26 protein-coding genes are annotated in these 26,793 nt (G+C 52.7%); 9 read left to right on the top strand and 17 right to left on the bottom strand.

Annotated features, from left to right (window positions below):
- Positions 1–137: 137 nt before the first annotated feature.
- The 5 genes from ACPLPM_RS17220 to ACPLPM_RS17200 all read right to left on the bottom strand — a co-directional run bounded on the left by ACPLPM_RS17220 (position 138) and on the right by ACPLPM_RS17200 (position 5,035).
- The gene (locus ACPLPM_RS17220; RefSeq protein ID WP_424358003.1) at positions 138–1,652 is read right to left on the bottom strand and encodes a hypothetical protein; all 1,515 of its coding nucleotides are present in this window, start codon (positions 1,650–1,652) and stop codon (positions 138–140) included.
- 44 nt (positions 1,653–1,696) lie between these two features.
- Positions 1,697–2,533 (bottom strand): ABC transporter permease, encoded by an 837-nt coding sequence (locus ACPLPM_RS17215; protein WP_424358002.1) that lies wholly within the window; start codon positions 2,531–2,533, stop codon positions 1,697–1,699.
- Complete coding sequence (locus ACPLPM_RS17210) at positions 2,530–3,372, bottom strand: ABC transporter permease subunit (protein ID WP_424358001.1); 843 nt, start codon at positions 3,370–3,372, stop codon at positions 2,530–2,532. The genes ACPLPM_RS17215 and ACPLPM_RS17210 overlap by 4 nt, the downstream gene beginning before the upstream one ends.
- A gap of 36 nt (positions 3,373–3,408) precedes the next feature.
- Entirely contained in the window at positions 3,409–3,888 is a 480-nt protein-coding gene (locus ACPLPM_RS17205; protein ID WP_424358000.1) for a hypothetical protein, read from the bottom strand.
- 364 nt (positions 3,889–4,252) lie between these two features.
- The gene (locus tag ACPLPM_RS17200) at positions 4,253–5,035 is read right to left on the bottom strand and encodes a helix-turn-helix transcriptional regulator (RefSeq protein ID WP_424357999.1); all 783 of its coding nucleotides are present in this window, start codon (positions 5,033–5,035) and stop codon (positions 4,253–4,255) included.
- A 337-nt stretch (positions 5,036–5,372) separates the two neighbouring features.
- On the opposite strand from ACPLPM_RS17200, the gene ACPLPM_RS17195 reads away from it, so the two are divergent.
- The 4 genes from ACPLPM_RS17195 to ACPLPM_RS17180 all read left to right on the top strand — a co-directional run bounded on the left by ACPLPM_RS17195 (position 5,373) and on the right by ACPLPM_RS17180 (position 8,314).
- The gene (locus ACPLPM_RS17195) at positions 5,373–5,684 is read left to right on the top strand and encodes an archaellum operon transcriptional activator EarA family protein (RefSeq protein ID WP_424357998.1); all 312 of its coding nucleotides are present in this window, start codon (positions 5,373–5,375) and stop codon (positions 5,682–5,684) included.
- Entirely contained in the window at positions 5,681–6,616 is a 936-nt protein-coding gene (locus tag ACPLPM_RS17190; RefSeq protein ID WP_424357997.1) for an ATP-binding cassette domain-containing protein, read from the top strand. Before ACPLPM_RS17195 ends, ACPLPM_RS17190 begins: the two co-directional genes overlap by 4 nt.
- On the top strand, positions 6,613–7,956 hold the full coding sequence (locus ACPLPM_RS17185) for a carboxypeptidase regulatory-like domain-containing protein (protein ID WP_424357996.1): 1,344 nt from the start codon (positions 6,613–6,615) through the stop codon (positions 7,954–7,956). The genes ACPLPM_RS17190 and ACPLPM_RS17185 overlap by 4 nt, the downstream gene beginning before the upstream one ends.
- 112 nt (positions 7,957–8,068) lie before the next feature.
- The gene (locus tag ACPLPM_RS17180) at positions 8,069–8,314 is read left to right on the top strand and encodes a hypothetical protein (protein WP_424357995.1); all 246 of its coding nucleotides are present in this window, start codon (positions 8,069–8,071) and stop codon (positions 8,312–8,314) included.
- Between the two features lie 412 nt (positions 8,315–8,726).
- Here ACPLPM_RS17180 and ACPLPM_RS17175 read toward each other — a convergent pair whose 3' ends face one another.
- On the bottom strand, positions 8,727–9,446 hold the full coding sequence (locus ACPLPM_RS17175) for a UbiA prenyltransferase family protein (RefSeq protein WP_424360008.1): 720 nt from the start codon (positions 9,444–9,446) through the stop codon (positions 8,727–8,729).
- A gap of 350 nt (positions 9,447–9,796) precedes the next feature.
- Here ACPLPM_RS17175 and ACPLPM_RS17170 point away from each other — a divergent pair, with 350 nt between their 5' ends.
- Complete coding sequence (locus tag ACPLPM_RS17170) at positions 9,797–10,582, top strand: helix-turn-helix transcriptional regulator (RefSeq protein ID WP_424357994.1); 786 nt, start codon at positions 9,797–9,799, stop codon at positions 10,580–10,582.
- Between the two features lie 654 nt (positions 10,583–11,236).
- On the opposite strand, the gene ACPLPM_RS17165 is transcribed toward ACPLPM_RS17170, so the two are convergent.
- From ACPLPM_RS17165 to ACPLPM_RS17140, 6 genes are all read right to left on the bottom strand, one after another.
- Positions 11,237–11,398, bottom strand: coding sequence for a hypothetical protein (locus ACPLPM_RS17165; RefSeq protein WP_424357993.1), 162 nt, complete (start codon positions 11,396–11,398; stop codon positions 11,237–11,239).
- 151 nt (positions 11,399–11,549) lie between these two features.
- Entirely contained in the window at positions 11,550–12,911 is a 1,362-nt protein-coding gene (locus ACPLPM_RS17160) for an NAD(P)/FAD-dependent oxidoreductase (RefSeq protein ID WP_424357992.1), read from the bottom strand.
- Positions 12,908–13,210, bottom strand: coding sequence for a hypothetical protein (locus ACPLPM_RS17155; RefSeq protein WP_424357991.1), 303 nt, complete (start codon positions 13,208–13,210; stop codon positions 12,908–12,910). The genes ACPLPM_RS17160 and ACPLPM_RS17155 overlap by 4 nt, the downstream gene beginning before the upstream one ends.
- Positions 13,211–13,570: 360 nt before the next feature.
- Complete coding sequence (locus ACPLPM_RS17150) at positions 13,571–14,212, bottom strand: hypothetical protein (protein ID WP_424357990.1); 642 nt, start codon at positions 14,210–14,212, stop codon at positions 13,571–13,573.
- A gap of 97 nt (positions 14,213–14,309) precedes the next feature.
- Entirely contained in the window at positions 14,310–14,816 is a 507-nt protein-coding gene (locus tag ACPLPM_RS17145; RefSeq protein WP_424357989.1) for a hypothetical protein, read from the bottom strand.
- 246 nt (positions 14,817–15,062) lie between these two features.
- Complete coding sequence (locus tag ACPLPM_RS17140; protein WP_424357988.1) at positions 15,063–15,701, bottom strand: hypothetical protein; 639 nt, start codon at positions 15,699–15,701, stop codon at positions 15,063–15,065.
- Between the two features lie 144 nt (positions 15,702–15,845).
- Between ACPLPM_RS17140 and aroA the strand changes: the two genes are divergently transcribed.
- The 3 genes from aroA (at position 15,846) to ACPLPM_RS17125 (ending at position 19,850) form a co-directional block, all read left to right on the top strand.
- On the top strand, positions 15,846–17,114 hold the full coding sequence (aroA, locus tag ACPLPM_RS17135) for a 3-phosphoshikimate 1-carboxyvinyltransferase (RefSeq protein ID WP_424357987.1): 1,269 nt from the start codon (positions 15,846–15,848) through the stop codon (positions 17,112–17,114).
- Entirely contained in the window at positions 17,111–18,220 is a 1,110-nt protein-coding gene (gene aroC / locus ACPLPM_RS17130; RefSeq protein WP_424357986.1) for a chorismate synthase, read from the top strand. Before aroA ends, aroC begins: the two co-directional genes overlap by 4 nt.
- A gap of 82 nt (positions 18,221–18,302) precedes the next feature.
- Positions 18,303–19,850, top strand: coding sequence for a tetratricopeptide repeat protein (locus ACPLPM_RS17125; RefSeq protein ID WP_424357985.1), 1,548 nt, complete (start codon positions 18,303–18,305; stop codon positions 19,848–19,850).
- 279 nt (positions 19,851–20,129) lie between these two features.
- Here ACPLPM_RS17125 and ACPLPM_RS17120 read toward each other — a convergent pair whose 3' ends face one another.
- The 3 genes from ACPLPM_RS17120 to purD all read right to left on the bottom strand — a co-directional run bounded on the left by ACPLPM_RS17120 (position 20,130) and on the right by purD (position 24,002).
- Positions 20,130–20,843, bottom strand: a complete 714-nt coding sequence (locus ACPLPM_RS17120) for an HAD family hydrolase (protein WP_424357984.1) — start codon at positions 20,841–20,843, stop codon at positions 20,130–20,132.
- 180 nt (positions 20,844–21,023) lie between these two features.
- Positions 21,024–22,628: a GAF domain-containing sensor histidine kinase gene (locus ACPLPM_RS17115; RefSeq protein ID WP_424357983.1), complete on the bottom strand. Its 1,605-nt coding sequence runs from the start codon at positions 22,626–22,628 to the stop codon at positions 21,024–21,026.
- Positions 22,629–22,700: 72 nt separating this feature from the next.
- Positions 22,701–24,002 carry a phosphoribosylamine--glycine ligase gene (gene purD, locus ACPLPM_RS17110; RefSeq protein ID WP_424357982.1) on the bottom strand — a complete coding sequence of 434 codons (1,302 nt, stop codon included), beginning with the start codon at positions 24,000–24,002 and terminating at the stop codon, positions 22,701–22,703.
- 343 nt (positions 24,003–24,345) lie between these two features.
- On the opposite strand from purD, the gene ACPLPM_RS17105 reads away from it, so the two are divergent.
- Positions 24,346–25,125: a helix-turn-helix transcriptional regulator gene (locus tag ACPLPM_RS17105; RefSeq protein ID WP_424357981.1), complete on the top strand. Its 780-nt coding sequence runs from the start codon at positions 24,346–24,348 to the stop codon at positions 25,123–25,125.
- A gap of 265 nt (positions 25,126–25,390) precedes the next feature.
- Here the strand turns inward: ACPLPM_RS17105 and pyrE are convergent, their stop codons facing one another.
- Positions 25,391–25,918, bottom strand: coding sequence for an orotate phosphoribosyltransferase (pyrE, locus tag ACPLPM_RS17100; protein WP_424357980.1), 528 nt, complete (start codon positions 25,916–25,918; stop codon positions 25,391–25,393).
- 118 nt (positions 25,919–26,036) lie between these two features.
- Positions 26,037–26,594: a CDP-2,3-bis-(O-geranylgeranyl)-sn-glycerol synthase gene (locus tag ACPLPM_RS17095; protein WP_424357979.1), complete on the bottom strand. Its 558-nt coding sequence runs from the start codon at positions 26,592–26,594 to the stop codon at positions 26,037–26,039.
- Positions 26,595–26,793 lie beyond the last annotated feature (199 nt).

Raw genomic sequence — 26,793 nt, 5'->3', positions numbered from 1 at the left:
TTTCTTTTTTAAACCGGAAGTATTATAGTCAATTATAACCAGTATTATCTAAATCTTCAAATTATAACTTCCTTAATCGCCCGGCAGCCAGACTATTGATATTGGCTGCCGGCGGTTACACGGGGAAAATGCTTGTTTTATCGATCTTTCCTCCGTGCGAATCCCAAAAGTATACCAGCAGTGATGAATAGGCAAGAGAGCATGGCGATTGAGCTGAAGCCCGGTATCGGCACGCTGGTACTTGTAGGTAAGGGAACCGGGGTTGGAGTCACAGTAATAAAAGCGGGTTGGATTGTGCTGTTCGAAGGTAGTGTTGCATCAGCTGTACTATTTTTTGTGGTATTTTGGAACTGTTGGGGAGTGGGTGTTAATGTCACTTGATTGGGGACCTCAGAGGTCAAAGATGGCTGGGGCGAAGGGGAAGTGGTGACTCCAGGGGAAAGGTCTTCGAATAGCAACATAGGGGAGGATACCAAAGCATTAACATTGCCCTCTTTTAACACATTACCGTCGTTGTAACCCCAACCCCATACGGTGCCGTCGTCTTTGAGCACAATTGTCGCACTGCTTGTTTTGACTTCGATAACATGATCGATACCCTGTACCTGTACAGGTGATAGAACTGCTCCGGGGGCGCCATACTGTGACCCAGAGTTACATATACCCCATTCCCATACTGTGCCATCGTTTTTAAGCGCAGTGACAGTGTTGAATAGTGTAGATATCTGTTTTACATCATCGATATCTGCCCTTACAGGGGGGAGAGTGCATACCCAGTCACGGAGAACAATAGTTTTTGCGCCATTTTCAATTTGTACTGGGTATGTGAACTTGGTGCCATCTCCAAGGTACCCATCCTGGTTGAAGCCCCAGCCCCAAACTGTGCCATCGTTTTTCAGGAAAATAGAATAACACCAACCGTTAGTAATTGCGTTTACAGCATCTAAGCCAGGCACTATAAAAGGTATCGGTCGTTGTCCAGGCCCGGAAGGATCACCGAGGAACCCATATACGGTTTTGCCAGTATCAGGATTTTTATACAGGGTATTATCACCCCAGGCGTAGACCTTTCCGTCTTTTCTAACTGCGTAATTACCATGTTCCCCGAGTGTGGCAATGTTTGTTAGACCAACGATCTGTACCGGCGTTTCGGAATACGCTGGAACACCATAAGTGCCACCGAGCTGTCCGTTGTCATTAAGACCCCAAGAGTAGACTGTACCGTCCTTTTTTAATGCATAGCAATTTTGCCCTGCGGATATCGCAACGATGTCAGTCAGACCTTCTACCTGTACAGGGGATGATATCGATTCGCTATTCCCGGTACCTAACCTGCCCCTACCGCCTTCACCCCAAGCCCATACTGTACCATCTTTCTTCAATGCATAAGAGGTGATACCGCTAGTGGCTATGGCAGTCACATTGTCAATACTTACTTTCTGTGCATTATTTGGAGCGTATGTACCTCCAATGGTTCCTATGCCAAGCTGGCCATAAGTATTATCTCCCCACGCCCAAACGTGGCCGGTATCATCCAGAGCTATCAAGCTACCGTCAACTGCTATATGTACGATTTTCGCCTCTGAAACGCATGGCATGAATATTAGCGTGACTACAACAACGATCGATATCAAGGTTAATCGTCTATCCATTTCAATCACCCGAAAACTTACCTATAAGAGTTTTTCCATGAGCCCTATGTAGTATCTTCTCTTGAGAACAGATATATCTCGATCAGCAGTAGTGCAGCTATTTCAATAAGCAGAATGACAAGGTACGGCAGGACTGCGTCTAACCACTGTCCCATTGTGATCGTCGTGTTAAAGAGCGCTGCGTATGAGTCACCCCCGAAGGGTTTGATGAACTTGTAATACAAGTTCATGGGAGAGATCAGTGAGAGAATACCAGTGCCCAGAAGCCGGTCGTTGTACCAGATCCAGTCAAAAAAAACATAAATTACCGAGATCGCTGTGACAAAGAGAATGTTACGGGATATGAGGCTGAATAACATGTTCAGGGCAATGACTATCGAGCAGGATAGGGATAAGACAAGAATATAGGCTATAAGTCTCCACCCGAACTCAAGCCCGGACGCGGGTTCCCGGAAGAAGATGATCAGCATGAGACCAGTAGCCAGGATGGTGAAAGTGTTAAAGAGGAACATGAAAACGGATAGCCCGGCAAATTTCCCAAGTACGAAATCCCTCCGATATACCGGCTTTGTCAATAGCACGTTAAGTGAGCTCTTCCACCGCTCGGAGGGTATCGCTGTGACGCTTAAAAATATGGCCATAACCATGCATATCATCGAGATGGCAGCCAGAGAGTTGCCAAAGCCGATGAAGAATACATCCTCAGGGTGAGTTCCCCATGCTTCAAACTTACTTAGGTTGACCGCCCCCCCGGCGCCGCAGAGAAAAGCGATCACCAGCACAAAAACGCCTATTATGAGGGTGAGTGGGTGGGTTAGGACTCGTATGAACTCGAGCTTTGCTAGCTTGTACACAGGCACTCCAGCAGTGATAATGTTCACGATAGGTCGCTCCTTACAAAGACAGTATAGCTCAAAAACAATACAGCTACTATAAGCAGCAGTAGCCTGACAAAATCCGGGAGAACCACTGTGAACGCGTCCCAGGCGCCTATCTTGGTATCCATAAACCTGTACTGCAGACCCCCGTCCCACATTAGGGTATATGGGGAAAAAGAACTGACAAGATCAATGAGTTTATTATCAGGGAATAGATTTTTCAGGTTAGCAGATACCACCGTCGCAAATTTCATTGAAACGTACACAGTCAACGTACTTAGAATCATAGCGAAAGATTGATCCTTGACCAGTAGCGAGATTAGCAAAGACAGGGCAAAAAATACCAGGATAAAGACCATAACGAACAAAAATACAAAGGGCAGCCTGGAAAAATAATCTGACAAGAACGGAGCTATAGAACCTCCGCAGAGAGAGAAAAGCTCAGCAGTATAGATAGCAATAAAGAGAACGATTACAGATGTGATGAACATTAGCGAACCAAGGAGCTTTCCGTTGATAATTGTATCGCGGTACACCGGTTTTACAGTGAGCGTATTAAGCGCGCTACCGATTCGCTCCGAGGAGATTGTAGAGCAGCCGATGACGATACCCAGGATACTTCCAAACCAGCAAAGTGCGAAGAACACATAATTTATAGCCGCAATTCCGAGGTTGTCCTGAAACATGAGTTGCGCCCCGGGCAAAGCCCCGTTTAGAACATTGTAAAAATCATAAGCCCATGAACTGACATAGATAAGAAGAGCAATAATCGCTATTAACACCCAACGATTGCTCAACAAATCAGCGAATTCTTTCCGGGCAATAACAAGAGTGTTACCCATATATACAACCTCAAAAAAATAATTAATTATCACTTTTTACGTACAATCAAATCCCTTTGTATTAGGTGGGTAGGGAGTACCAAACATCAAGGTGTAAGAGCGGCCTCCGTCGAAATAGCACTGGTAATCATCGATGTAGTAACTGCCAGTTTTTGCTACTCTGGCCGGATGATCAACCTCATACGGTTGAGCGGTGGATATAGTACATCCGACGTTATTTGAGAACAACCCATCGCCAATGTAAGTAGCTTTATTGATGCCACTTCCACCTACCTGGCCACCGAGATCGTGGTTAGCCCAGTTAAACATCCTAACATGCCAGTTGAGAATATCTCCGCGGTGTACGTTCTGAAGGCCAAATGAGGTTCCCAGCTGATTATAGTCAGAAGAGCTGATAAAGTAGGATTCCGAGGTTCCGCTATAATAATAGGTGGCCGCACTTGCGCTTCCGCTGGTTATCACCGCGAGCACGGCTGCGGCAAGCACCAGCATTACGATTCTGTTCTTCTTAATCAATCATATCAAACTTCCTTAACCGCCCTGTGGCCAACCTTTACAGTCGACCGCCATTCAAGCGATTACATTGGAGAATAGCAACTTAAAATATTTATAATTGTGGTGGTATTACCACCACCATCTTTATATAGAAAATATAGTTAACAATTGATGCTTCTAAGTATATACCGCCAAGAGATATTCGAGACGATCGACTGCAATCCGAGCATCGTACTGTCCATGTCGGCCTGATAATAATGCCTCAATTGTCTGTTGTGATAATCTCCGGTAGATTCACCTAATAACCCTATAGTGTTTACATACAAGGGACTGCGGCTACCCTGAATATTAATATGAGCGCGATCTGGCCCGGGGAGTCTTTCCCTTAGCCCTTGATTTCCCGCGCTTTGCCCAGATATTCGGCGAACAACTCAACACCCCATTTTGTTGCTGATTCATCGAATGTTATGATACTGTTCATGATATCCAAACTGCCGCCGTTGTTGTACAGGTACATCGATAAAAAGTCATTCGTCACAACCAAGGCCAGTTTTACATCTTCCACTGCGTACATCTTTGCATTATCATTACTCAGGTACGATTCCAGAAAATCCGAATAGTTTGCTTCGATTCTTATAAGCACCTTTTCCGTGACAATGAGCGATACTGGAATCCCCAGCTTTGCCTGGGCAAGGTAAATCTCCGGATAGGACTGAGTTAGCACGGGTGATATACCAATAATCTGTTTTGACCCCGGTAACCGATTGTAGATCTGGTCATGAGTGGCGGTAATATTATCCATTTCGTTGCTGATAATGCAGTAATCTCCCAGCTCGTCGATCCTTTCCAGCAGTTGGTCCGGTATAGGGGATAAGTCGTGCCCGTTCAGGAACTGATCGCCCTTCACGAGGATTTGCGCAAGACTATCCATTCCCCGTAGCCTTTTAGCCAGGATCAGCCCGGTTGATGTCAGGCGGTATTTGCCGTCTTCCCTGATAACCAGGTTCAGTTCCGTCAGGTCCTTGAGGCGCGGGATTGCGTTAGCTGACGTGATGTTGAAGTGTTCTTTTATGTCGACAAGAGATGCAGGCCCTTCGATCAGCTTGTATAGTAAGCTCTTTCTCATGTCCGACAACGTCGTAAGCTTTAGCAGCCTTTCAGCATCCATCAGTATTCCCCAAAATAACCCGGGAACCATATGGAAGAAGTAATATATATATTGTCAAGTTAGTCGATAAATAAAAAAATCCAGATATCGAGTAGTTTTTTTAAAAAAGATAATAAGATACGGTTATCGCTGAGAGGCTGACTGGCGAGTAATAATGCGTTACACCAGGAGCGGTAAACAAGTTTTCAGGCAGTGACTTATACTCCTGTTAATTTTTCCTGAAGATTAATCGAAGTTAATAATATATACAATATTGAAAATTAGTGTTTAGCAAGCTCTCGACTGAAATACGATAAGTTGATCGGTGGAAAATAGAACTATGCTCGTTACTGAATGTTTGAAGGAAGTCATCGACACCCAGACGCTGATACTTCTATACCTCGACTCCTTGAAATCAAAGACAGGATGTTGGGAATCTGCCGGGATAATGGCTATAGCGAAAACTTGCCTGGCTGACCGGGCGACGGTGCGGAGAAATCTCAAGGGAGACGGAAAACGCCACCTGTACAAAAAGTCGCTGGTGGGCAGAGGGCTCGTGATAGAAGTGGAAAAAGGGGCGAGGACTGAGTATATGATTACAGAAAAAGGGCATGAAGAAATCGGCGGGATAAAATCCGATATGAAGAGAGCAGTGGGTGAGTTAGCGTGATCGAAGTTCAGAGCCTGACTAAGCTATACGATCAGAAACCAGTTGTCAACAATCTGTCTTTCAATGTGGGCAAAGGAGAGATCTTCGGCTTCCTCGGCCCTAATGGTGCGGGCAAGAGCACAACAATGAAGATGTTGCTCGGATTAGTGCAGCCGACCTCTGGCACCGGTAAAGTTGCCGGGTTTGATATTATCCACCAGGTTCTGGACGTGAGAAAGTCCTGCGGCGTTCTCCCTGATCCGTACGGTTTCTACGATAACCAGACTGCGTGGCAGAACCTCGAATTCTACTGCGAATTGTACGACATACATGGTAAGGAGCTGGAGGAGAAGGTGGATAAGACTCTGGATAAGGTCGGTCTTCACGACGCCAAGCATAAGAAGGTCGGCAAATTCAGCAAGGGTATGAAGCAAAGGTTAGGCGTAGCCCAGGTGATAGTCCATGATCCCCAGGTGATGATGTTCGACGAGCCTACAGCTGGCATAGATCCCCAGGGTGCGGAGGACTTCCGTAATCTTATGCTGGAGATGAAGGCGAAGGGTAAAACCATCTTTCTTACAAGTCACGTCATGCCTGAGGTAGAGGCAATCTGTGATCGTATCGGCATCATCGTGAACGGCGAGATGAAGATCTGCGGCAACGTCGATCAATTAGTAGATCAATTCTCCAGGCGGCAGGGCTACCAGCTCAAGCTCAGGGTGAAGGAACTGGACGAGCCGGTCATAAGGAACTCTCTCACTGGCATTTCCGGCATCTCCACGGTGGCAAGAAATAATGGTTTCTACGTGATCAACGCTTCGCAGGACGTCTCGGAGGACGTATCCAGGGCCATCTGCAGGACTGGCGGCCTCGTTACTGAATTAGACGTGTACCGGCCCACCCTGAATGAAATTTTCTTAGAGGTAACCCGTCCAGTCCAGGTGAAAGAATGAAGCTCTCGTCCTCAATCCTCCTTATCCCTATCCTCCTATCCTTATTTTTTGTTACCACCCCCACCTCTGTCCTTGCCGACTCGCCCATCACTGTCCTGGTGAAGGATAAGAACGGGGCGGTCAGCGGGGCCCTTATCTCCGTGCAGGTCAACGGCGCCACCTATTCGACACAAACCGATCTGAACGGCATCGGCAACTTCTCACTACCACCTGGCCAGTACTATTTCACTGCCGCAAAAACCGGGTATGCAAGCGGAAGCGGCACTGCTACGATCGGCGATGATTCCACAGTAACTATCACACTCACCAACCTCTACTCGCTCAGCGGCACAGTGATCGACTCGGCCACCGGTCTCCCTAAGAAAGATGCTGCAGTCACGATCACTAACAAGGAGACTGAAAAGTCGTACATCGGCGGCACGAACGATAACGGTGTGTTCAGCATACCGGTGTCCAACGGATATTACAGCGTTACGGTCAGAGCACCATTCTACCAGCAAACTGTCATGGATGACAAGGGAGCAGGATACCATGTGCTGGACAGTTCACTGTACATAGGGTATTTGCCAATCGCCACTGACAATAATATTACTAGTTTGAACGGCGTCAAGTTGACTTCCGATTATCCTGGAAAAGTTGTCAAAGTAAACCAGTCAGCTACCTTCGATGTCACTCTGACCAATAATGGTATCGTGGATAAGTCGTACGCTGTCAGCGTGAAGGATGCTCCCGCCGGGTGGAACGTCCAGCTGTTATCCGGCTCGGACGTGATCAGCAGGGTGTTTGTCGAGAAAGGTTCGTCGAAGACCTTCCAGGTGAAGACTACTCCGTTATCGACGGGCAATAACGTGATTATCATTATCGCCGGCAGCGAAAGTGACGTGGGCCAGGTCCAGCTGTACGTGGACTCTACGACGGATACAGATTATAAGTTAGAGTTCTCCATGCCGGAGAACCTCAGCCTCGCTGCCGGGACGAGTAAAAATGTCGACGTCTATGTTAAAAATAATGGCTCGGGTAAGCTTTCCAGTGTAAGGATAGACATCGGCAGCGACGACGTGCCAGACTCCCTGAACGCAGAGGTAGTGACTCGCGAAGCGACCGAGCTTGCCCCGGGAGAGTCGAAGCGGTTCGTGATCAAGATAACGGCTAAAGCCGATGCTTCCGAGGGTACTGAAAGGCTGTATATGCGTGCAGTGAGCAACGAGGCGAAGACGGAGCAGAAGTACGTCGAAGCCAGCGTAAGCAGGAGCAATTCATGGCTCGGCATAGGCATCGGCATAGCCCTGTTAGCGATCCTGGCTTTCGGCTTCATCGTGTGGAAATACGGTCGCAGATGAGGTAATATAATGGAAACCGATAATGTCCTTAATCTTCTTGCTTTTTTGATGTGCCGAAAAGCAGCAAGAATAGGTACGACTTATGTCCGGACAAGTGCGGAGGCCAGTTATCGTGGCCCGTGAGAAAGATTACCTGGACGCCGTTGCATTCATCGGTATTTCCATCATGTTCGGGCCATTTCTTTTCCAGATTCTACTGTTTTTACTCACAGGAACAACTACTCCTATCCCGGACGTAAGTGGGAACGACGTCGTGCTCATAACTTACATAGGTGGCCTTTTCTTTTTCACCGGTCTGCTAATACTCTTGTACGTAGCATACAGGAGATTTATCGAGGGGATGAGTGCCAGTAAATGACGATTTTCAAAACCGTTTGGTATACTTCAGACCAACGCTCCCTATTTCGGTCTGCTCTGTTCAATCGTCCTCCCTGACCTCTGTACCTCCCTGACCTCTTTTTTTAATTCCTCTCTGACCTCCATGTACCTCCATGACCTACCTCCGAACCTCCATGTACCTCCGTTTCCTCAACGTTTTGCTTACTCATGCGATCCCCGAAAAATTCCGTGTAAAAGGAGGCACTGGAGGAAAGGAGGTAGGTCTTGGAGGTAGACGGAGGTTTAAGGAGGAATTTTTAAAGGGAGGTTTAAGGAGGTACAGAGGCCAAGGAGGACGGGATAGGTCGGACTAAGGACGGCGATGCAGAAAGACCTTTAAAATATCATATGGATAGTCGATCGACTGTAAAAAAAATTGAACCATGATTGCATTAAACCCACAGTCCAACTATCGCCAGCAGTAGCATCACAAAATTCGGCACCGTCAGCGCCGTGATCATCCTGCCCTTGAGTTTCACCCCCTCTTTAACCGGGTCACCCAGCAAGACCGTGATACACCTACCGGCTGCCAGCAGGTAGATGAGGATAGCCAGCACCAGGAACTGGTACTGCAGGGCCAGGTACGCGAGAGGAAGAATCGGCAGCAGGGCCAGTATGCAGCAGACTTTGGCCGCTCCGGCCGAGCCCAGCAGGAGGGGCAGAGAGCTGATATCCCCGGCCACGTCTTTGAAGTCCTTCATGAAGGTGAGGCAGAAGGTCAGGACGAAGACGTACGCTGCGACTAGCAGGGCAGTGCCATCGATCGGGGCGTATAAGCTCCACACGCCGATCGACTCCAGCGAGAAGCAGATGGCCATGTCCAGCATGGCAACTCCGGGCAGGTCTTTGAACCTGAACCGGGGATGGGAGTACATTATGCCGCCGACCACGATGCCGGTCAGGAAGCAGGCAAACAGGACCGGGCTCAGCCAGAACGAGATGGCGAGCGCCGTGGCGAAAAGCAATCCCATGTAGACCCATGCCGTTTTTACCGGAATCTGGCCCGAGACGATCACGCCTTTCGGCTTGCAGATCTTGTCTATCTCGACGTCGTAGATGTCGTTCATGATGTCGCAGGCGCCGTGGATCATGACGCCCGCGAGGGTGGCAATCGCTACCCGGTAGTCCCACGTGCCAAGAATGGCACACGTAGCGGTGATGACCGCGAGGTCTACCAGGCTGCTTTTTAGTTTCAGTACAGTTAGGTACGGCTTAATGTTCAGAATACTAATACCTCCGAATTAAAAACGTGTTTATATTAACCGGTTCGTTAACGACCGGTTAATTTTAAAAGCGAGGTATTAGACAGAGTAAATTAATATCTTTGGTTTATAAATTGGAATTTCAAAGTAACGATCGTTGGTAAAAATGATCAAAAAATTGTAAATATTGGCCGGCCGCCGCCGTGAAGTTTATATAGTAACCTCCTAAAATCACTGGTGAGTTATGGTTTGGTGAGTGTGTGAAGTCCGACGGCCTGTTAAAATCCACAATGTTGTCAGATATGCGGAAAGGGATACTGTACATACTGGCGGAAACGCCGATGTCCCTGGCAGAGCTAAGAGCCCATTTTGACGTTACGTCCGCCAGCATCATCCCCCGCATCAAGGACCTGGTCAAAGCCGACCTGGTGATAAAGGACGACGGTAAGTACTTCCTGACCACGACCGGGGGCATCCTCGTGAAAAAGCTCCGGGCCATGGATAACCTGGAGAGGGTCATCGAGAACGACGGCGGGTACCTCAACACCCATGACTTAAGCCCCATTCCGGCAGACCTCATTGACAGGATCGACGAGCTGGGGGACTGCAAAGTCATTAAGAACGAGATGGAGCACATCACGGCCACCCATGACCAGATCTACGGTAACCTGCCGAAGGCTAAGAAGATCATGGGCATATCGCCCGTGCTCGACCCCGAGTACCCTAAAATTTACATGGGCCTGTTAAAGCTGGGAATACCGGTGTCGCTGATCATTACGAAGAATATCTACAAAAAAGTCGAAAAGGATTATTCGCCATTCCTCAAAGAGTTCCTGAGCCACGACAACGCCCGGATGTACGTGATCGATGATGTCCGGCTGGTGCTGGTCGTCACGAACGACTTCATCTCCATGTACCTGTATAACAAAAATGGTACTTTCGACTCCATGAGCAGCCTGTTCAGCGCCGACGAATCTGCTGCAAAATGGGGGGCAGAGCTCTTTGAAAAGTACCTCCAGAAAGCGAAGGAAATAAAAATTAAATAAATTCAGTGTAATACTATTTTTACTCTCCGGGGAGATCAATTATCCCCGAAATTTATACTACCGATCGTATAGGTGGCATTACTATAAAGCCGACGTTAAGCGATTTGAATAATTAAACGACCCGTTTAACTTTTGCCAAAAGTTAGATCACTTTACTAATAAATACCATCAGCCCAATTAACAATTGGCAAGTTCCTGAGCAGACAGGCAAAATTTACCGGGCGCTCAGGAAAGATACCTTTCAACAGGTTACCCAGGCTTGCCCTCATCACCGCATAACATCGCAGATCACAATTATAAATAAAGTCCACCTCGTCCTCGCCGACCAGACTGCTACTGTCCCGCAAGGGATCGGAACGGAATGGTCGGTGGGGAAGAGACACCTTTTCTAAAGATTTTTACAAAAATGTCGTTCGTCGTCTGATTTTCCAGCCAAAATTTTCAGGCCCTGAGGAAAAGGAGGTATGAGAGAGGTTGTGGGAGGTACCCGGAGGATAGAGGGGATATTTTTATGGTAGTCACATAAGCCCTTTAACGGATTGTCCGGTACCGTTTACGCGAATTACTCAAAGTACGCGAAGTATAGTCTTTACTGTAACGTTTTGTACGAGTGCCCGTACCATTTACACGAAGTACGCGAAGTACCCGAAGTACTCAAAGTACGGTAAAAACGGCATGCTTGAAAATGATCTTATAGTAAAACTTCGTGTACTTCGCGTACTTCGTGTACTTCGTGTAAACGGTACGAGCAATCATCAGAAAAGAAAAGTTCAGGAATAATACCCTGTTATCCTCTCCGACCTTTCCACACTCCACGACCTCTTCTCAGATCTCTCTACCCGAACCTCCCAGCCTGAAAATCCTCCCGAGCCTCCCGGGAACTCTCAGACCTCCTGGGGCTTGTCATGAGCTTCGCCTAAAAATAACTTCTATGGCTGAGTCGCCATTGTTTATATGACTCCTGGCCTTAATGGCTCTTCTTCGCCCGAGCGCACTTGAGCGCCAGCATCTCCGCCGTATAAGTCAGCGGATCTATTAGCGGAGACACGGGGGGCGCGTAGCATGTCTCGGCCCCTGCAAGGTCGGCCGGGCTCATGCTTTTGCCGATGGCCAGGGATAAGACGTTGATCCGGCCGCCGACGCCTTCCTCGCCGATGATCTGGCCGCCGATGAGCCGGTCGCCGTCGGATAAGAGCTTGATGTCGACCGTTTTGCCGCCGGGGAAATACCTGGCCCTGGTGGCGCCTTTCGCCGAGAATGTGAGGGGTTTGATGCCTGCCTGCTCGCACCAGTGCGTATTCAGGCCGACGTTGCCCACGTGGAGGTCGCCGATCACGCAGACAGCGGGGCACAACACAGGGGGATAAGGCGTCTTTTTGCCCAGCAGGTAGTCGGCGACATGTTTAGCCTGCCTGTTGGCCACGCTGCCCACGGCATAGATGACGGGCTTGCTTGTGAGCAAGCCTGTGACTTCCGCACAGTCTCCTGCAGCGAGGACGTCGTCGAGGACTTTGCCGTTTCGCCTTACCCGGAAGTACTCGTCGACTACGATGCCGCCGGTCACACCGAGATCGATGCCAGCCTGTTTTGCGAGATCGGTGTTCGGGCGGATGCCTGCGGATAATAATACTAAGTCGGCCGGGATAACTTCCCCGGCACAGGTGACGGATCCCACGCTTGTCTGGCCGTTGATGGAGTCGACACCTTTGCCGGTGATGACTCTGGCGCCCTTCTTTTCGAGGTGGGCCTGCACGATGGCGGCCATCTCGGGGTCAAGCGCCGAGGGCATGAGCTGCGGGACTCTCTCTATGATGGTCAGCTTTGCGCCTGCGTCGAGGAACGCGGGGGCCGTCTCCAGGCCGATGGGGCCGCCGCCGATGATGACGACGTTCAGGGCGTCCTTCAGCCTCTCGTACAGGGCTTTGCCATCCTCGAGGGTGAGCAGGGTGTGCACGCCTTCGAGGCGGACGCCTGGCACAGGCGGGATAAAAGGCTTTGATCCGGTGGCGATTACAAGCTTATCGTATTCAACGTGCTGGCCCTTTTCAGTGGTCACGACCTTGTCATCGAGGTCGATCCCGGTTATCGTTACGGAGGTGCGGACGTCCAGCCCTAAATCTTTGAAGACGGGAGGCTGGTAGATGACGAGCTTGTTAAAATCCAGTATCTTGCGGTCGAGGACAAAAGGCATGCCGCACTGGCTGTAGGCCACCACGGGATCTTTAGAAAAGACGGTGATCTGCGCGTCGGGCGCCTTGCGGGCGAGGGTAAAAGCTGCGGTCAGCCCAGCGCCACCTGCCCCGACGAACACGATCCTCGGGCCGCTCATTTCATTTCACTGCCGAGCTTCTTGACTTCCTCGTACTTCTGGCCGAGGCTGGCGATGCGCTCGTCCAGGCCTTCGACGAACTTCTTCGTTTTTTCAGTAGTGACTGCCCCGTGCATCGACGGGCCGATGAGCCCCTCGTGCTCCAGTACCCTGAGCGAATACCTGACCTTGTGCTTCGGGAGGCGGGTCACTTCCGATAGCTTCATGATGCCGATAGGCTCCTGCTCGATCACGAATTTTAAAATGAGCAGGTGGCGTTCCAGCATCTCCATCTCGATCTCGAGTTTGCCGATGAGCATAAATACACCAAATTCCGCTGCTTATAATGCGGATGCTTGCCTCTTCAGGTTATTTAAGCTGTAATTATTAATAAGACTTTGTCTGCCGCAGGAAGGGTGTATGGGCTCACGTAGAGCAACACGAACGCTGCGCTGTGCCAGAACACAGATTACGACAGATTGCACAGATTGCACAGATATAAAATGATAAGAAGGATAAGGTTGTCCATCATATAATTTTTATCCGATTGCCATCTGTGTAATCCGTGCAATCCGTATCAATCTGTGATCTGGCACAGCGCAGCGTTCGTGTTGCTGTCTCACCGAATCCGGGCAATCAGGTATGCACATCACAGCGTTCGTATTGCAGAGTCGTAAAAACTAGCTGGTCACACCGATCTTCATCTCTTCCCCCGCGAACCGGGAGTAGGTATCCCACGAGAAGGCCCCGATCCAGGCGAAGGCCAGCGCGATGGCGAGCAGGTCGGCTATGCCGAGGTCTATGGATACGAACTTCAGGATCACTGCCAGCATGCTCATGGTCATCCCCAGGATGCCTGTGAGGAGCACGAACTTGCCGTAGTAGAGGTGCCCGAGGAGGGCGGCGGTGATGAGGAGGAGTGCGAGAGCGGTGGTGCCGAGAAATATCGTGGTCCACATATAGTGCTCTGGTCCGTAGAGGGCAGGCCTGAGCCCGGCCATGATGAGCGCTGCGCCCGAGACGATTCCGGAGAGCTGCCCCGGGGCCAGCAGGAGTCTCTGGACGGTGTCCTCTTCGTGCCAGCGGATCAGCCCGGCGTAAAATATGGTGAGCAGTATTCCGGAAAGGATGCAGGCTGCGCGGAAATAAGCGGCACCGTAAGGGTTCAGGTTAGTGTTGCCGGGGTCGTTTAGCCACATGGTATAGATTAAAGATGGGCCCGGGTACTGGAGTGCCGAGGCTACCGCCAGTGCTAAGAAGATGATGATCGCAGCCAGACCTGCCATGCTGGTGACAGGTATACGCAATGGATTGATCTCCATTGACTTGTTTACCCCCCGAAAAGTGTTGAGCGGCCGACTGGATAAAGGTTGCTATTGCAGAGCCTTAAAAATCAACTTATACTTTTCCGCTCTTCTCTCAGGCAAACGAGTCTCTGGCGGTGAGCCCGACCCATGCCAACAGCGCAAAGCCGGTGAACCACTGGACTATAATAGGCTCAATATCTAGCGCGTAAGAGATGGCGAGGACAAGGGTCAGCGCTACTGTGGTCAAGCCCATGCACAGGGCAGCTTCGCTGTATTTTGGCAGGCCGGCGAAGGCCAGGCAGACGAACATGATCGCGATGAGCGTAGAGGCGAAGAATAGTACGGACAGCTGTAAATGCAGGGGCTGCACGTGAGTTGATACGTACCCCGTCAAGAATAGCAGCACGCCGGAGATACTGCCTGCTATGACGCCCGAGCCAAGTAGAACGTTGCGGATGCGGCTGGCTGTTTGCCACTCGTACAGGCCCAGGTAGAATACAGTTAGCAGTATGGCTGTTATCATGGACCCGATATTGTAGAATTCGTAGCCGGCCGGATTTGTGGTGTCATCGCCAAAGTCGCCTATCCACACGTCGAAGGGTGAAAACCGGTCCCACATGAAGTAAACTGAAATTAATCCGAAGATACAGAATACGATTATCCCCAGATATCCTGACAGGCCGCTTAATGACTTTAGTTCCAAACCCTTATCCGTAATACCACAAATTTAGTGAAATACGACACCAGTAAGATATATTTTTCTATTCGCTTCGCCCGGCCGTGCGCTCCTGGAAGAATAAACTCTCTAATGGCCGATGGCGCTGCGGGGCTCGCTCACGTGACGTTTTGCGCCGGGTAAACCTGATCACGCAGCGCAATTTCCTGAAGCAAGGCGATAAAAGTCCCGGGACACCAGCCCGACCCACATCGCCAGTGCAAAGATGGTGCACCATTCAGCCATTATTGGCTCGATATGTACGATGGTTCCCGATACTGCGAGGAGCATTATCAGCGCTATCGAGGCTAAGCCCATGCAAGCGGTTGATTCGCTGTACCCGGGGCGGGAACTGCAGGCGAGGTGCAAGAGCATGATGGCCAGAGCTGTGAGTATAAAGAAGATGTATGATGCGATCATGTTGCCGGGCATGACCGCGGGGGTGAGGTATCCTGACACAACCAAGAATGCGCTTGATAGTATCCCGGTGAGCTGGCCGGCTGTACGCAGCATTTTCCGAACCTGGCCGGTCGTGCGCCACTGGGAGAAGCCTGCGTAGAATACGGCGAGCAGTAGCCCTGTAACCATGCAACCCAGGTTATAATACGCTGCTCCCTGGGGGTTTTTGTCGGGGAACCCGTAGTCTCCCAGCCACATTTCGAACGGGGAAAAGCCTCCCGGGTAGCTCGCTATGGAGATTCCTGAGAAAAGGCAGAAGCTCAATATGGCTGCTGTGCCTCCCAGGCTGGTGATTGGTACCTTGCGTAAATCCGGCATGACCAGTGGCATCGCACTCTAAAATATTGTCATGGCGGAAATAGATTGCCATTTAAACTACGTGCATCCCGACGGCTGGCTGCTCCCGGGCGATAGGGGTGCCCGGCCCCTGTGGTAAATAAAAATATATATGATGTATTTTCCATTTACGATCTGATGATCGCGAGGATTTCTAAGTCCGACGTCTGGGGCAGCGTCGATGCTCCCCCGTCGAAGAGCTACACCCACCGTGCCATCGCCATCGGCAGCATGGGTCACTACGCAAAGATCACCGGGCCGCTACTCTCTGCCGATACGCTGGCCACCGTCTCAGCGTGCAGGGCTTTCGGGGCGGACGTCAGAGTCGCCGGCGACACAGTGGAGATCGCGGGGGTCATCGGCAAGCCCAGAGTCCCGGAGGACGTGGTCGACGCGAAGAACAGCGGCACCACCCTGAGGTTATGCTCGTCGATCGCGGCGCTCGCAGACGGCGCCACCGTGTTTACGGGAGACCACTCCCTGCGTAAAAGGCCTAACGGCCCATTAATTAAGGCGTTAAACGACCTCGGGGCGGTCTGCTATTCCACCCGGGGCACCGGCACTGCGCCGCTGGTCATCCACGGCGTCATGAAAGGCGGCCGCATTTCGATCAACGGCGGCATCAGCTCGCAGTTCATATCCTCGCTGCTTATCTCCTGCCCCTTCGCGAAGAACGATTCAACCATCGTCATCGAGGGAGAGCTGAAGTCCCGGCCTTACGTGGAAGTCACCCTCGAAATGCTGGAGAAGGCCGGCTGCAAGATCGAGACGAACTTCGAGGAGTTCCACATCCCGTGCTGCCAGGACTACAACCTCGGGGAGTACCGGGTGCCCGGCGACTTTTCCTCGGCCTCGTACCCGCTGGCAGCGGCTGCGATCACCGGCTCGAAAGTGACTGTAGGCAACCTGTTCCCGTCGAAGCAGGGCGACGCCGCCATTCTCGAGTACCTGCTGGACATGGGCGCCAACGTCTTCTGGGATGAGGAAAAGGGCACCGTGACAGTGCAGGGAGGCGGGCTGCACGGCATCGACATAGACGCCGGCCAGACGCCCGATCTGGTGCCGACACTGGCCGTGCTGGCCGCGTGCGCCGAAGGCACCACGCACATCAACAACGCTGAGCATGTCAGGTACAAGGAAACCGACCGGCTCCGGGCCATGGCCACCGAGCTGCGGAAGATGGGCGTAAAGATCGAGGAGAGGCAGGACGGCCTCGACATCGAGGGCGGCAGCCTCAAGGGCGCCGCGGTGGACGGCTACGACGATCACCGGATCGTCATGTCGCTGGCCATCGCAGGCCTCGTGGCCGACGGCCCGACGACGATCAACACTGCTGAATCAGTGGATATTTCCTACCCGGCGTTCTTCGCCGACCTCAGGAAGCTCGGAGCGAAGGTAGAAGTATGACCGGGAACACCTTCGGAACCGCCTTCAGGATAACCACTTTCGGGGAGAGCCATGGCCCAGGCCTCGGGGTGGTCATCGACGGCTGCCCGGCAGGCCTGCCGCTGACCGAGGCTGATGTCCAGGCAGAACTGGATAAGCGAAAGCCCGGCCAGAGCGAGGTCACTACCCAGCGTAAGGAGGCCGACAGGGTGGAGATCCTTTCGGGCGTGTTCGAAGGGCGGACGACCGGCACTCCGATCGCCATGCTCGTCCGGAACGCGGACGCGAAGTCCTCCGCCTACGAGCAAATCAAAGATACTGCCCGGCCGGGCCATGCCGATTTCGGGTACATTGCAAAGTACGGCCGCCGGGACTACCGGGGCGGAGGGCGGTCTTCCGGCAGAGAAACGCTGTCCCGGGTCGCCGCAGGGGCGGTGGCAAAAAAGCTTTTATCGCTCTACGGTGTCGAGGTCATGGCCCACACCACAGCGATCGGCTTCGTCAGGGCCGGGCCGGCTACGGTCGAGGAGATCAAGGCCAACACGTATTCTAACCCTGTGAGGTGCGCCGATCTAGCCGCAGCAGGCGCCATGCTGCGGGAGATCGAGGAAGCGAAGCGGGCTTCCGACAGCGTGGGAGGCATTGTAGAAATCATTGCCACCGGTGTCCCGGCAGGCATCGGATCCCCGGTTTTCGACAAGCTCGACGCATGCCTCGCTTATTCGCTCATGGGCATCGGCGGCGTCAAGGCCGTAGAAATCGGCGAAGGGCTGGCTGCTGCCGGAATGCGCGGCAGCGAGATGAACGACGAGTTCTACTCCGAAGGCGGAGCCGTCAGCACGAAGACCAACCGGTCCGGCGGCATCCTCGGGGGCATCAGCACCGGCATGCCAGTCGTGTGCCGGGCAGCGATCAAGCCCACTCCGTCGATCGCCAGGCCTCAGCACACGGTCAACCTTGAAACGGGAGAAGAGGCGGTCATAGAAATTACCGGCCGCCACGATCCGTCCATCGTGCCCAGAGCGGTGCCAGTCGCCGAGGCCATGGTAGCCCTCGTGATCGTCGATCACATGATCTGCGGCGGTATCATTAACCCTGTACGCGTAGACGTAAGCCGAAATCGCTGAAAACGGCCGCAAGCCTGAACCCGGGGCGGACATATCTCCGTACTGGGTAGTTATCGTGCCGTCCAGACGTTTTCTTGAGCTTATGCTGAACAGCAGCGGTGCCCGTCATACCAGGACTGACGGGCTGGCCGACGACGTGCTGCGCTCGATCCTGCTAAAGTCTGCCAGAGAGAGCTTCGGCGGGATAATGGACGAGGCTCGCATAGCTGCGATGGTAGCTTTTATCGACACACATAATTCTCTGCGGGCAGATTCAGGGGAGGAGGGGATTTCTTCATACTCCGGATACGTCTACGAGGCGCTCAGCCATAAGTTCGACAGCCTGCCCAATATCATAGAATTCGATGCCAGGTTCGCCGGGTTCGTACGTACCCTCGACCACCTGCTGACTAATGCTTTAGCCCCTAAGCTGGTGGGGCTGCCCCGGAGGAAGTTTGGCGAGCCGGGCATAGGCGGGCTGGCAGTGCTGCAGGCGCCGGAAGAGCTGGCCAGCTACATGTCCGGGCTGGTCTTAACATTCAGAAAACGCGGCTTGCTCTCCGGGCAGGATGCAGGCCGTTTGAAGAGCCTGATCGACAAGATCTCCAGCGCTCCGGGATACTTGCGATTCTTAGACCGGGTTAAGAAAGACCGGGAAGTGACCTGGCTGCTGAAGGTCGTCCGCCGGCTGAAATCAGATGATACGCTGGAGGACTCTGCCGAGCGAGACCTGATCGTAAGCCTGGGCCTCCTCTTGTTTAACCTCAGCCCGAACCGGCAGATCGCCGACATGCTCTCCGGGATAACCCCGGCAGATACCAGCAGTGCGCTACGATACCAGTACAATGCTGTTCTGGCCCTGAACTATATGCGTGCCGGCAGGCCGGAAATGGCCACAGCGTACGCTACAGCAGCCCTGGAGAATGCCAGAGAACCGGAGAAGAGAGCATATCTGTATGCCCTTAAAGGCTGCATGGCCATAGCGGAAGGCGACTACGATCTCGCTACCGCATCGCTAAAGGGAGCATCAGAAGTGCAGGGTATCACCGACCGGCTCAAAGGGCTGATAAGTTTCTATTCAGGAGTCGTACTGTTCGAGAAGGGCGAGTACATCAACGCTATCGAATGCTTCGAGGCTGCCGGCAGGTATTCCAGCAGCGACCGGGACCTGGCCACCATCCACAACAGCATCGGCTCTTGCGCCATGCACATAGGGGACGAGGCCCGGGCTGACCGGGAGTTCCAGGCCGTGGAAAAGCTATCGGTAAACCTGAAGGGAGCGCGCACCAGCCAGTGCATGCTGATGATCAACAGCTATAGAGGCGCCATCAGCGGGCCCGGAGGCAACAGAGGCCAGACCGTCGACTATTACCGGAAAGCGGTGCACACCGCCTCCGAACGCGGCGACGACAGGGCCGTCGCAGACCTGATGGGCAACCTGGGCCTCGCATATGCCAGAACCAGCGACTATCCGCAGGCCTTACAGGCTCTCAACACCTGCATGGCATATGCCGAAAAAGCAGGATACTGGGCAGGCATCAGGTTCGCCTACTGGCACCTATACCACACGCTACAGAAAACTGACACTGCCAGAGCCAGGCACTTCCGGGAGATCTACACCGAGAAGTATCCTGAGCTCAGGGACCTTTAGAACTCGGGGCAGTGGTTCATTTCTCACCACAGAGACGCACAGAGAGACTATTCACCACAGAGTGCACGGAGTCGCACAGAGGTTCACGGAGAAACGGTTTACCACAGAGGGCACGAAGTCGCACAGAGATCCACAGAGATTTTTTGAAATTTATTCTGTACAGTAGCCATTATAAATTAAGTCTCTGTGCGTCTCTGTGAGTCTCCGTGCACTCTGTGGTAAACCGGTCACTCTGTGGATCTCTGCGGTGAGAAAAGTCACCCGTTAATTGTGGTATAGTCACAGGCTTGTAGGCCCCGGAAGGGCCGCGAAACGCCTGGCGAGGCAGGTTTCGAGGTCCGCTGCGGATGCCATGATATCGTCGGCCTCTTTGAGGTACGAAGCGTCGAGAGAAGTCGTCACGGCGATCACATATTCGGCTCCTGCGGCTTTCGCGGACTGGATGCCCAGCGGGGCATTCTCCACGACCACGCAGTTAATCCGGCTGACGTCGAGCCGACCCATGGCGGTAAGGTACGGGTCGGGGCTGGGCTTCCCGTTCTCCGTGTCGTCGCCGGTGATGACAAGGTCAAACAGCTCCTCCGCTCCGGCTTTCCGCAGAACCGCCTTCGCCGACTCTGAGCGGCTGCCGGTGACCAGGGCGGTCTTGATGCCGTTGTTGCGGAGCATCCTCAGAATGCCCGGAACCCCGTCGAACACTTTTACCTGTGCCGAGACCTCCCGGTCGAAAAAGGCCGACTTCTCTGCCACGATCTTTTCGAGGTCTTCCTTGCTCAAAGATTTCTTCTTGTCACCTGCTATGCTTTGAGCCATCGTTTTCGACGGCATGCCCTCCCGCAGGTACACGTCCATCTTTTCTACCGTCACGCCGTAGGGCTTGAACGCTTCCTGCCAGGCTTTCAGGTGAACGGGCATCGTGTCTGTGATCACTCCGTCCATGTCGAACAAGACTGCCCGAAACCTCGAGATGTTGATGATGCAATGCTCCGCCATCAAAGTACCATAGACAGGACAGGTTTTATAGCTGATCACAAAACTGCGCAAAAACAACAGTCGTTTTGCGAGTGGTATATAGAGAGGAACGCTGTGCTGTGAATGAGACGAAGGTCTCTCTTGCATAACCGACTGGAAGCAGCACCTGGCCTATGGTGTTACTATTCCGGGATATGGGCTTCACGAAGCCTGTTTGGGCAGCCTGATAAAGAAGGTGCTGCCTTTGCCCGGCTGGCTCTCCGCCCAGATCCTGCCTCCGTGGCTCTCGACGATCTGCCTGGAGACTGCGAGGCCCAGGCCTGCTCCTTTATACTCGTAGGAGAGCTTATATCCCGCGTGGAAGAAGCCGGAGAAAATGTTCTCGAGGTCCTCTCCCGGTATACCTATGCCAGTATCGTGTACTGCCACGAGGATGTTGTCGTCTTCATCCCGGGCTACGATGCTGATCTTACCCCCATCGGGCGTGTACTTGATCGCGTTGTTGAGGACGTTTAGAAACACCTGCAGAATCCGGTTGCGATCCGCGTTGATCACCGGGAGTTTCAGGGGTATGTCCGTGGTGACCGTCAGCTGTTTCAGGTCTGCGAGAAAATCGATCCCCCGGACCACTTCGTCGATGATCTCGTTAAGCGATACTGGTATCTTTTCACCTGCGTACTGTCTGGAAGCAACGCCTGACAGGTCTGACAGGCTTTCTACGATTCCGGTCAGCCGGTCGACGCTGGAGTCGATTCTGCTAAGCCGGTCTCGCTGCTCGTCGTTGAGCGGGCCCAGCATGCCATCCTTGAGCAGCTCTGCGTAGCCCTTGATAGTGGTGAGCGGAGTGCGCAACTCATGGGATATCACCGTGAAAAACTCCATCTTCATCCGGTCCAGGCTTTTCAGCCGCTCGTAAGAGACCTCTAGCTCACCCTTAGCACTGGCCAGCTCGTTGAAGAGCATCGCGTTATCGACGGCGGTGGCCACCTGGTTAGACAGTGCGTTAGCTCTCGCAATATCTTCTTTCCTGTACGTTCTGGGCTTGCCGGTATTATAGAGCCACATCACCCCGATGATCTTGCCCCTGGCAGCCAGGGGGAGGATGAGGCCCGTCCTTGCTTCGAGCAGCTCGATCATCCTTAAGGATATCCGGGAGTACTCCGCAATATCCTCGATCACGATAGGCTGCCCTGTGTTCATCACTTCCTTCGTGGCGACCAGGTCGTCCATGCGGATTCTCATGCCTCCGAGCTTCTTTTTGAGGCTCTCTGTGGTCTTGATCTCGACGATTTCCCCGTTTTCGATCATGAAGATGATACAGTATTCCAGCCCTATCATCCGGGGAACATTTTTGACCACCGCTTCAAGTGTCTCATCGATGTTCATGGACTGGGTGATCTGAGTCTGGACCGCGTTGGTCAGCTTGAGCAGCTCGTTGCACTCGTGGATTTCTGCCTCCAGGCCTTCCTCGACAGGCGCCCTGGAATCCCGGGAGATCAGGACAGACCCCTCCGGCGTCTTCATCAGGCTCATGTATACGTGCTCGCCAGAATCCGGCTCTTTGAGGGCGCTCTTAAAATGGGTGGTACCCGCCTCTCCACCGCTGCCCGCGGATATGATCTTCCGGCCTGAACCGACGACTGCTCCCAGGGTGGTCGGATTTCCGTTCAGTCTCAGCAGTTGTCTGCCCCGGGCATTGGCGTACCGCACGTCACCGGTTTCGCCGAAAAAGAGGAACGCTTCTGGCAGATGCTCTATTGCATCGGTAATGACATGCAGGATGCGGGGAAGATACTGCGGTTCCATCTCATGATAAATTTCATCCTATGCCATAAATAATTTAATATAAAAATATCCGGGGGAGGGAGTCATCCACCCTTAGCCGCGAATTGCATCCATGTGCTCAATACGCCTGCGAATCAGGTGCTCTTTTCCGATGTCGTGCCGGCAGTGGAACTCGCCCCCCACGTTTGCCAGGCCCTCCTCCGAGAGAATTTCCGCATCGGCGATGGTGCCGGCGATGCCGACGATGGCGAGCGACCTGGATGAGGTGGTATATACTTTGCCGTCCCGCTCGTTTACGCTTGCGTAGTAAACGAGATATTCGGGCTTTTCTGTAACCGTAAGCGGAGCGTCCTTCACCGGATGATCCGGGTATCCCGCGGGTACTACGTACTTACAGACAGTGGCGCTGCGCTCGAACTCGATTTTGAGCTTATCGAGGCTTCCGTCCACGATGGCCTCGCAGACGTCGACAAAGTCCGTCTTCAGCAACGACAGGACATTCATGGCCTCGGGGTCGCCGAACCGCGCGTTGAACTCCACCACTTTCATGCCGTCCCTGGTGATCATGAACTGCCCGTACAGGACACCTTTGTACTGGACGCCGACATCTTTCTCCATGGCCTTGATTGTTTCTTCCATGATCGCCACGCCCTCTTCGTAGTCATCGCTGGTCATGAACGGCAACAAATCGATGTTGTCAGTGTAAGAGCCCATTCCGCCTGTGTTCGGACCCTGGTCGTTCTCGAAAGCCCTCTTGTGATCCTGCACGGTGGGCATGGGGGCGATGTGCTTTCCGTCCACGAAAGCCATGATAGTCACTTCTTCGCCCTTCAGCCGCTCTTCGATGACCACCCGGTCGTTCTCGAGCACGGCTTTCACATACTCCCTGGCTTCCTCGAGCGTGTGCATGTGTTCGCCCATGACCTTGACACCCTTGCCTCCGGTCAGGCCTGCGGGCTTTACCACGACGTCGTGGTTCTCCTGGAGGTACCTGCATGCATCGTCATAGTTATCGTAGACCCTGAACTTCGGCAGGCCTCTGATGTTGTTGCGGGCCATAAATTCCCGGGTCCAGGCCTTGTCAAACTCGATGCGGGCCGCATCCTTCCGCGGGCCCACTACCGGAATGCCGTTCAGCTCCAGCTCATCGGCCAGCCCGGCCGCCAGAGGCGACTCCGGGCCGACGATGGCCATGTCGACGTTATGGTCCAGCGCATACTGTACCACCGCAGGCACGTTCGTCTCTTTTTCCAGCAGGAAATCCTCTGCCCGGCGCCTGATGCCCGGGTTGGCGTTACCCATGACCGCGTATATCTTCGGATGGTACTCGCTTCTTGCGAGCGCCTCTACAATAGCATGTTCCCTGCCGCCGGAGCCAATAACAAGCACTTTCATTAATGATCAGCCATGTGCATATCGCTGTGATCGGTAATAACTTTATAGGCAGGCTAACAGGCCACCATACGGTTGGGGCGGCGGGAAATCGCCTCCGGCAGCACAAGTCGAACCTGGCCTGACCTGGCCGGACCCTCCCGGGCAACTGCTGCGGGGATGTATCGGTGTGCATATTGAAAAGCTAACTAATTGTAATCATTTTATTTGTTCGTATAAATATTCACAGCACTACGGTTGCAAGCATTATTTTCATACACGTGCATAATTTTATTAAGGGCTGAATAAATAGCAAAAAGTTATATCACATAAAATGTTTTCTGTTAATGGGTGGGAAAGTAAGAATATGAGGGATAACGATCTGCTCAGCCTGCTCGCCTCTTCAAAGCTGAGGCGAGATATACTGATCTATCTTGAAGACGGGCCTAAAACACTGTCGGAGCTAAGAGACCATCTCGGAGTGGGCTCGTCGCAGCTGTCCACAAAGCTCAGAGAGCTACTTGAGTACGATCTCATTTCGGCAGAGCGAAAGACATATACCCTGACTACTCAGGGAAGCATAATACTCGTAAACTACTGGCCACTGGCCAACACTGTAGACCTTTTCGACAGGCTCGGGAGCTTCTGGAATGCCCACGACATCGAGTGTATTCCCGAAGAGCTAAGGTACCGGATCGGGGAGCTGCATAACGCCAGATATGTCAAGGACGATACGGAGGATATAAACCGGACGCTGTCCATGCTTTTGAAAATCATGACCGAGGCGAAGCAGATATCCGGAGTTTCGTCAATTTACGAGGACAGCATCGTAGGCTCTCTCCTGAGCAGGGCAAAGCAGGGAATCCCGGTAGAGATGATCCTTGCCAGATCAGTCATGGAAAGGATGGAAAAAGAGCATAACAACATCTTTCAGGAATTTTCTGGATGCGCTAACTACCATCACTATGCGACCGACGAAGAGATCAAGACGCCGCTCATCCTCACAGACACACACCTGTACTTCTCCACCTACTACAGCGACGGCATGTTCGACACCCAGAGCAACCTGATCAGCGATGACCCTGTCGCGTTGAAATGGGGCAGGGACTTATTAAACTACTATAAAGCGAGAGCGGTAAAAAAATAAGTTGACCGGCCGTCACGTCCACCCCAGCGGCGGCAGAAAGCTCGTGTAGAAGCCGAAGCTGCCAAAGGCCAGGGCAGAGACAATGCTGGAGAAAGGATTGAACACTGTCAGACAAGGCAGAAATGGTAAAGTCAGAGTCGTATGTCACACCTCGACAGATCATCTGCCTGCGAGTGTAAAAGTGTTAGTTGCCAAAAGAGCAAAAAACTGCAGAGGTCACACCGGATACTATATCGGTGTGACCCGTGTCATCGATACTGTCGTTTTAAGGCTTATAGCCCAGCAGCTCGCTGGATTTGACCAGGGACCTGACTTTGACGCCCTCTTTCTCCAAATTTTCCCGGCCGCCCTCTTCCCTGTCCACGACGCAGACCATCTCGTCGACGACCAGCCCGGCTTCCCGGAGAGTCTGAATCGCGCCCAGAGCGCCCTTCGCCGTGGTCACCACGTCCTCGACCACGAAGACCTTTTCGCCTTTCTGCCAGACACCCTCGATCAGCTTGTTCGTTCCGTAGCCCTTGGTAGCCTTCCTCACCACGACAAAGGGCATCCCACTCTTCACGCTGGCCACTGCCGCCAGGGGAATAGAGCCGATCTCGATGCCCGCCAGCCGCTGCGACCCGGCCGGAATCAGCTTCGCGATGCGATCCCCTATCACCGACAGGCACGACGGGTTAGTCTCAAAAATATACTTGTCCACGTAATAGGTGCTCTTCCTGCCAGACGACAGCGTGAAGTCACCGAACTTCACCGCGCCGGTCTGCTTCAGCATTTCCACGAGCTCTGCGTCCATAAAAATAACCTCAGTTCACTCTGAACGAGACAAAGAAGCGATGGCCTCATATATCAAACTTTTGACGGCCGGAGAATAAAAAAATTGCAGTACAGTCCTGCATAGGCTCTCTGCGAAGCTACCAGGGCACGTCTTTCTTCCCGAGCTTGTACCCGGCGATGTTAAAGGCCACGTGGAAGATGGGGATGATGAGGACGACCGCAACTGCCACCCAGAAGGTGAAATTAGCCAGGAGCCACTGGGGGTCCAGCAAGAGTGTTAAAATCCAGGCGCCGGCCACGAAGTCGAGCTGGTCTGCGATGGGGAGCATGGCCCCGCGATCGAAGCCGAGGCGACGTTTGAAAAAACTTTTGACGATGTCGCCCAGCAGGGCGCCGAACGGCATCGAGATCAGGGCGATGTACGAATAGCCCACGAGCAAGGCGGGGTCAACGAACCCCGCAAGATATGGGGCGATATATGGGGCAAGCAAGATTTGTAAAAGGCCGATGAGGGTGCCGCAGAGCGATCCGAAGATAAGGCCCCGGAAAGTCTTGCCATCTCCCAGAATTCTCTTGTTATCCGTGAACTTCTTTCCGAAGTCGATCGGGGTGCCGCCGCCGAACAGCGCAGCAAACGGGTTGGCAAGGCCGGCCGGTATCATCAGCCAGATTGCGAGAATGATGACGTCTAACATTTTTCGCCCCGGGAAATTTGAGTGACAGGAGATTGGTATAATGGTATAATAAGGTTTTTCTAAACGACCACATCGCTGAAAATAACCCCCGCCAGGAAATGAGTTATGTCACCACGGTGACACGGCTCTTTATCCTGGCAACTGGAAATTGGATATTTGAACCACGGCGGCACGGCTCTTTATCCTGGCAACTGTAGAT

Origin of the sequence: Methanocella sp. MCL-LM, assembly GCF_049676595.1 — an archaeon.
In the GTDB taxonomy this organism is placed as follows: Archaea; Halobacteriota; Methanocellia; order Methanocellales; family Methanocellaceae; genus Methanocella_A.
The sequence above is the reverse complement of the archived record's forward strand: the minus strand, read 5'-3'. Positions and strand labels throughout refer to the sequence as shown.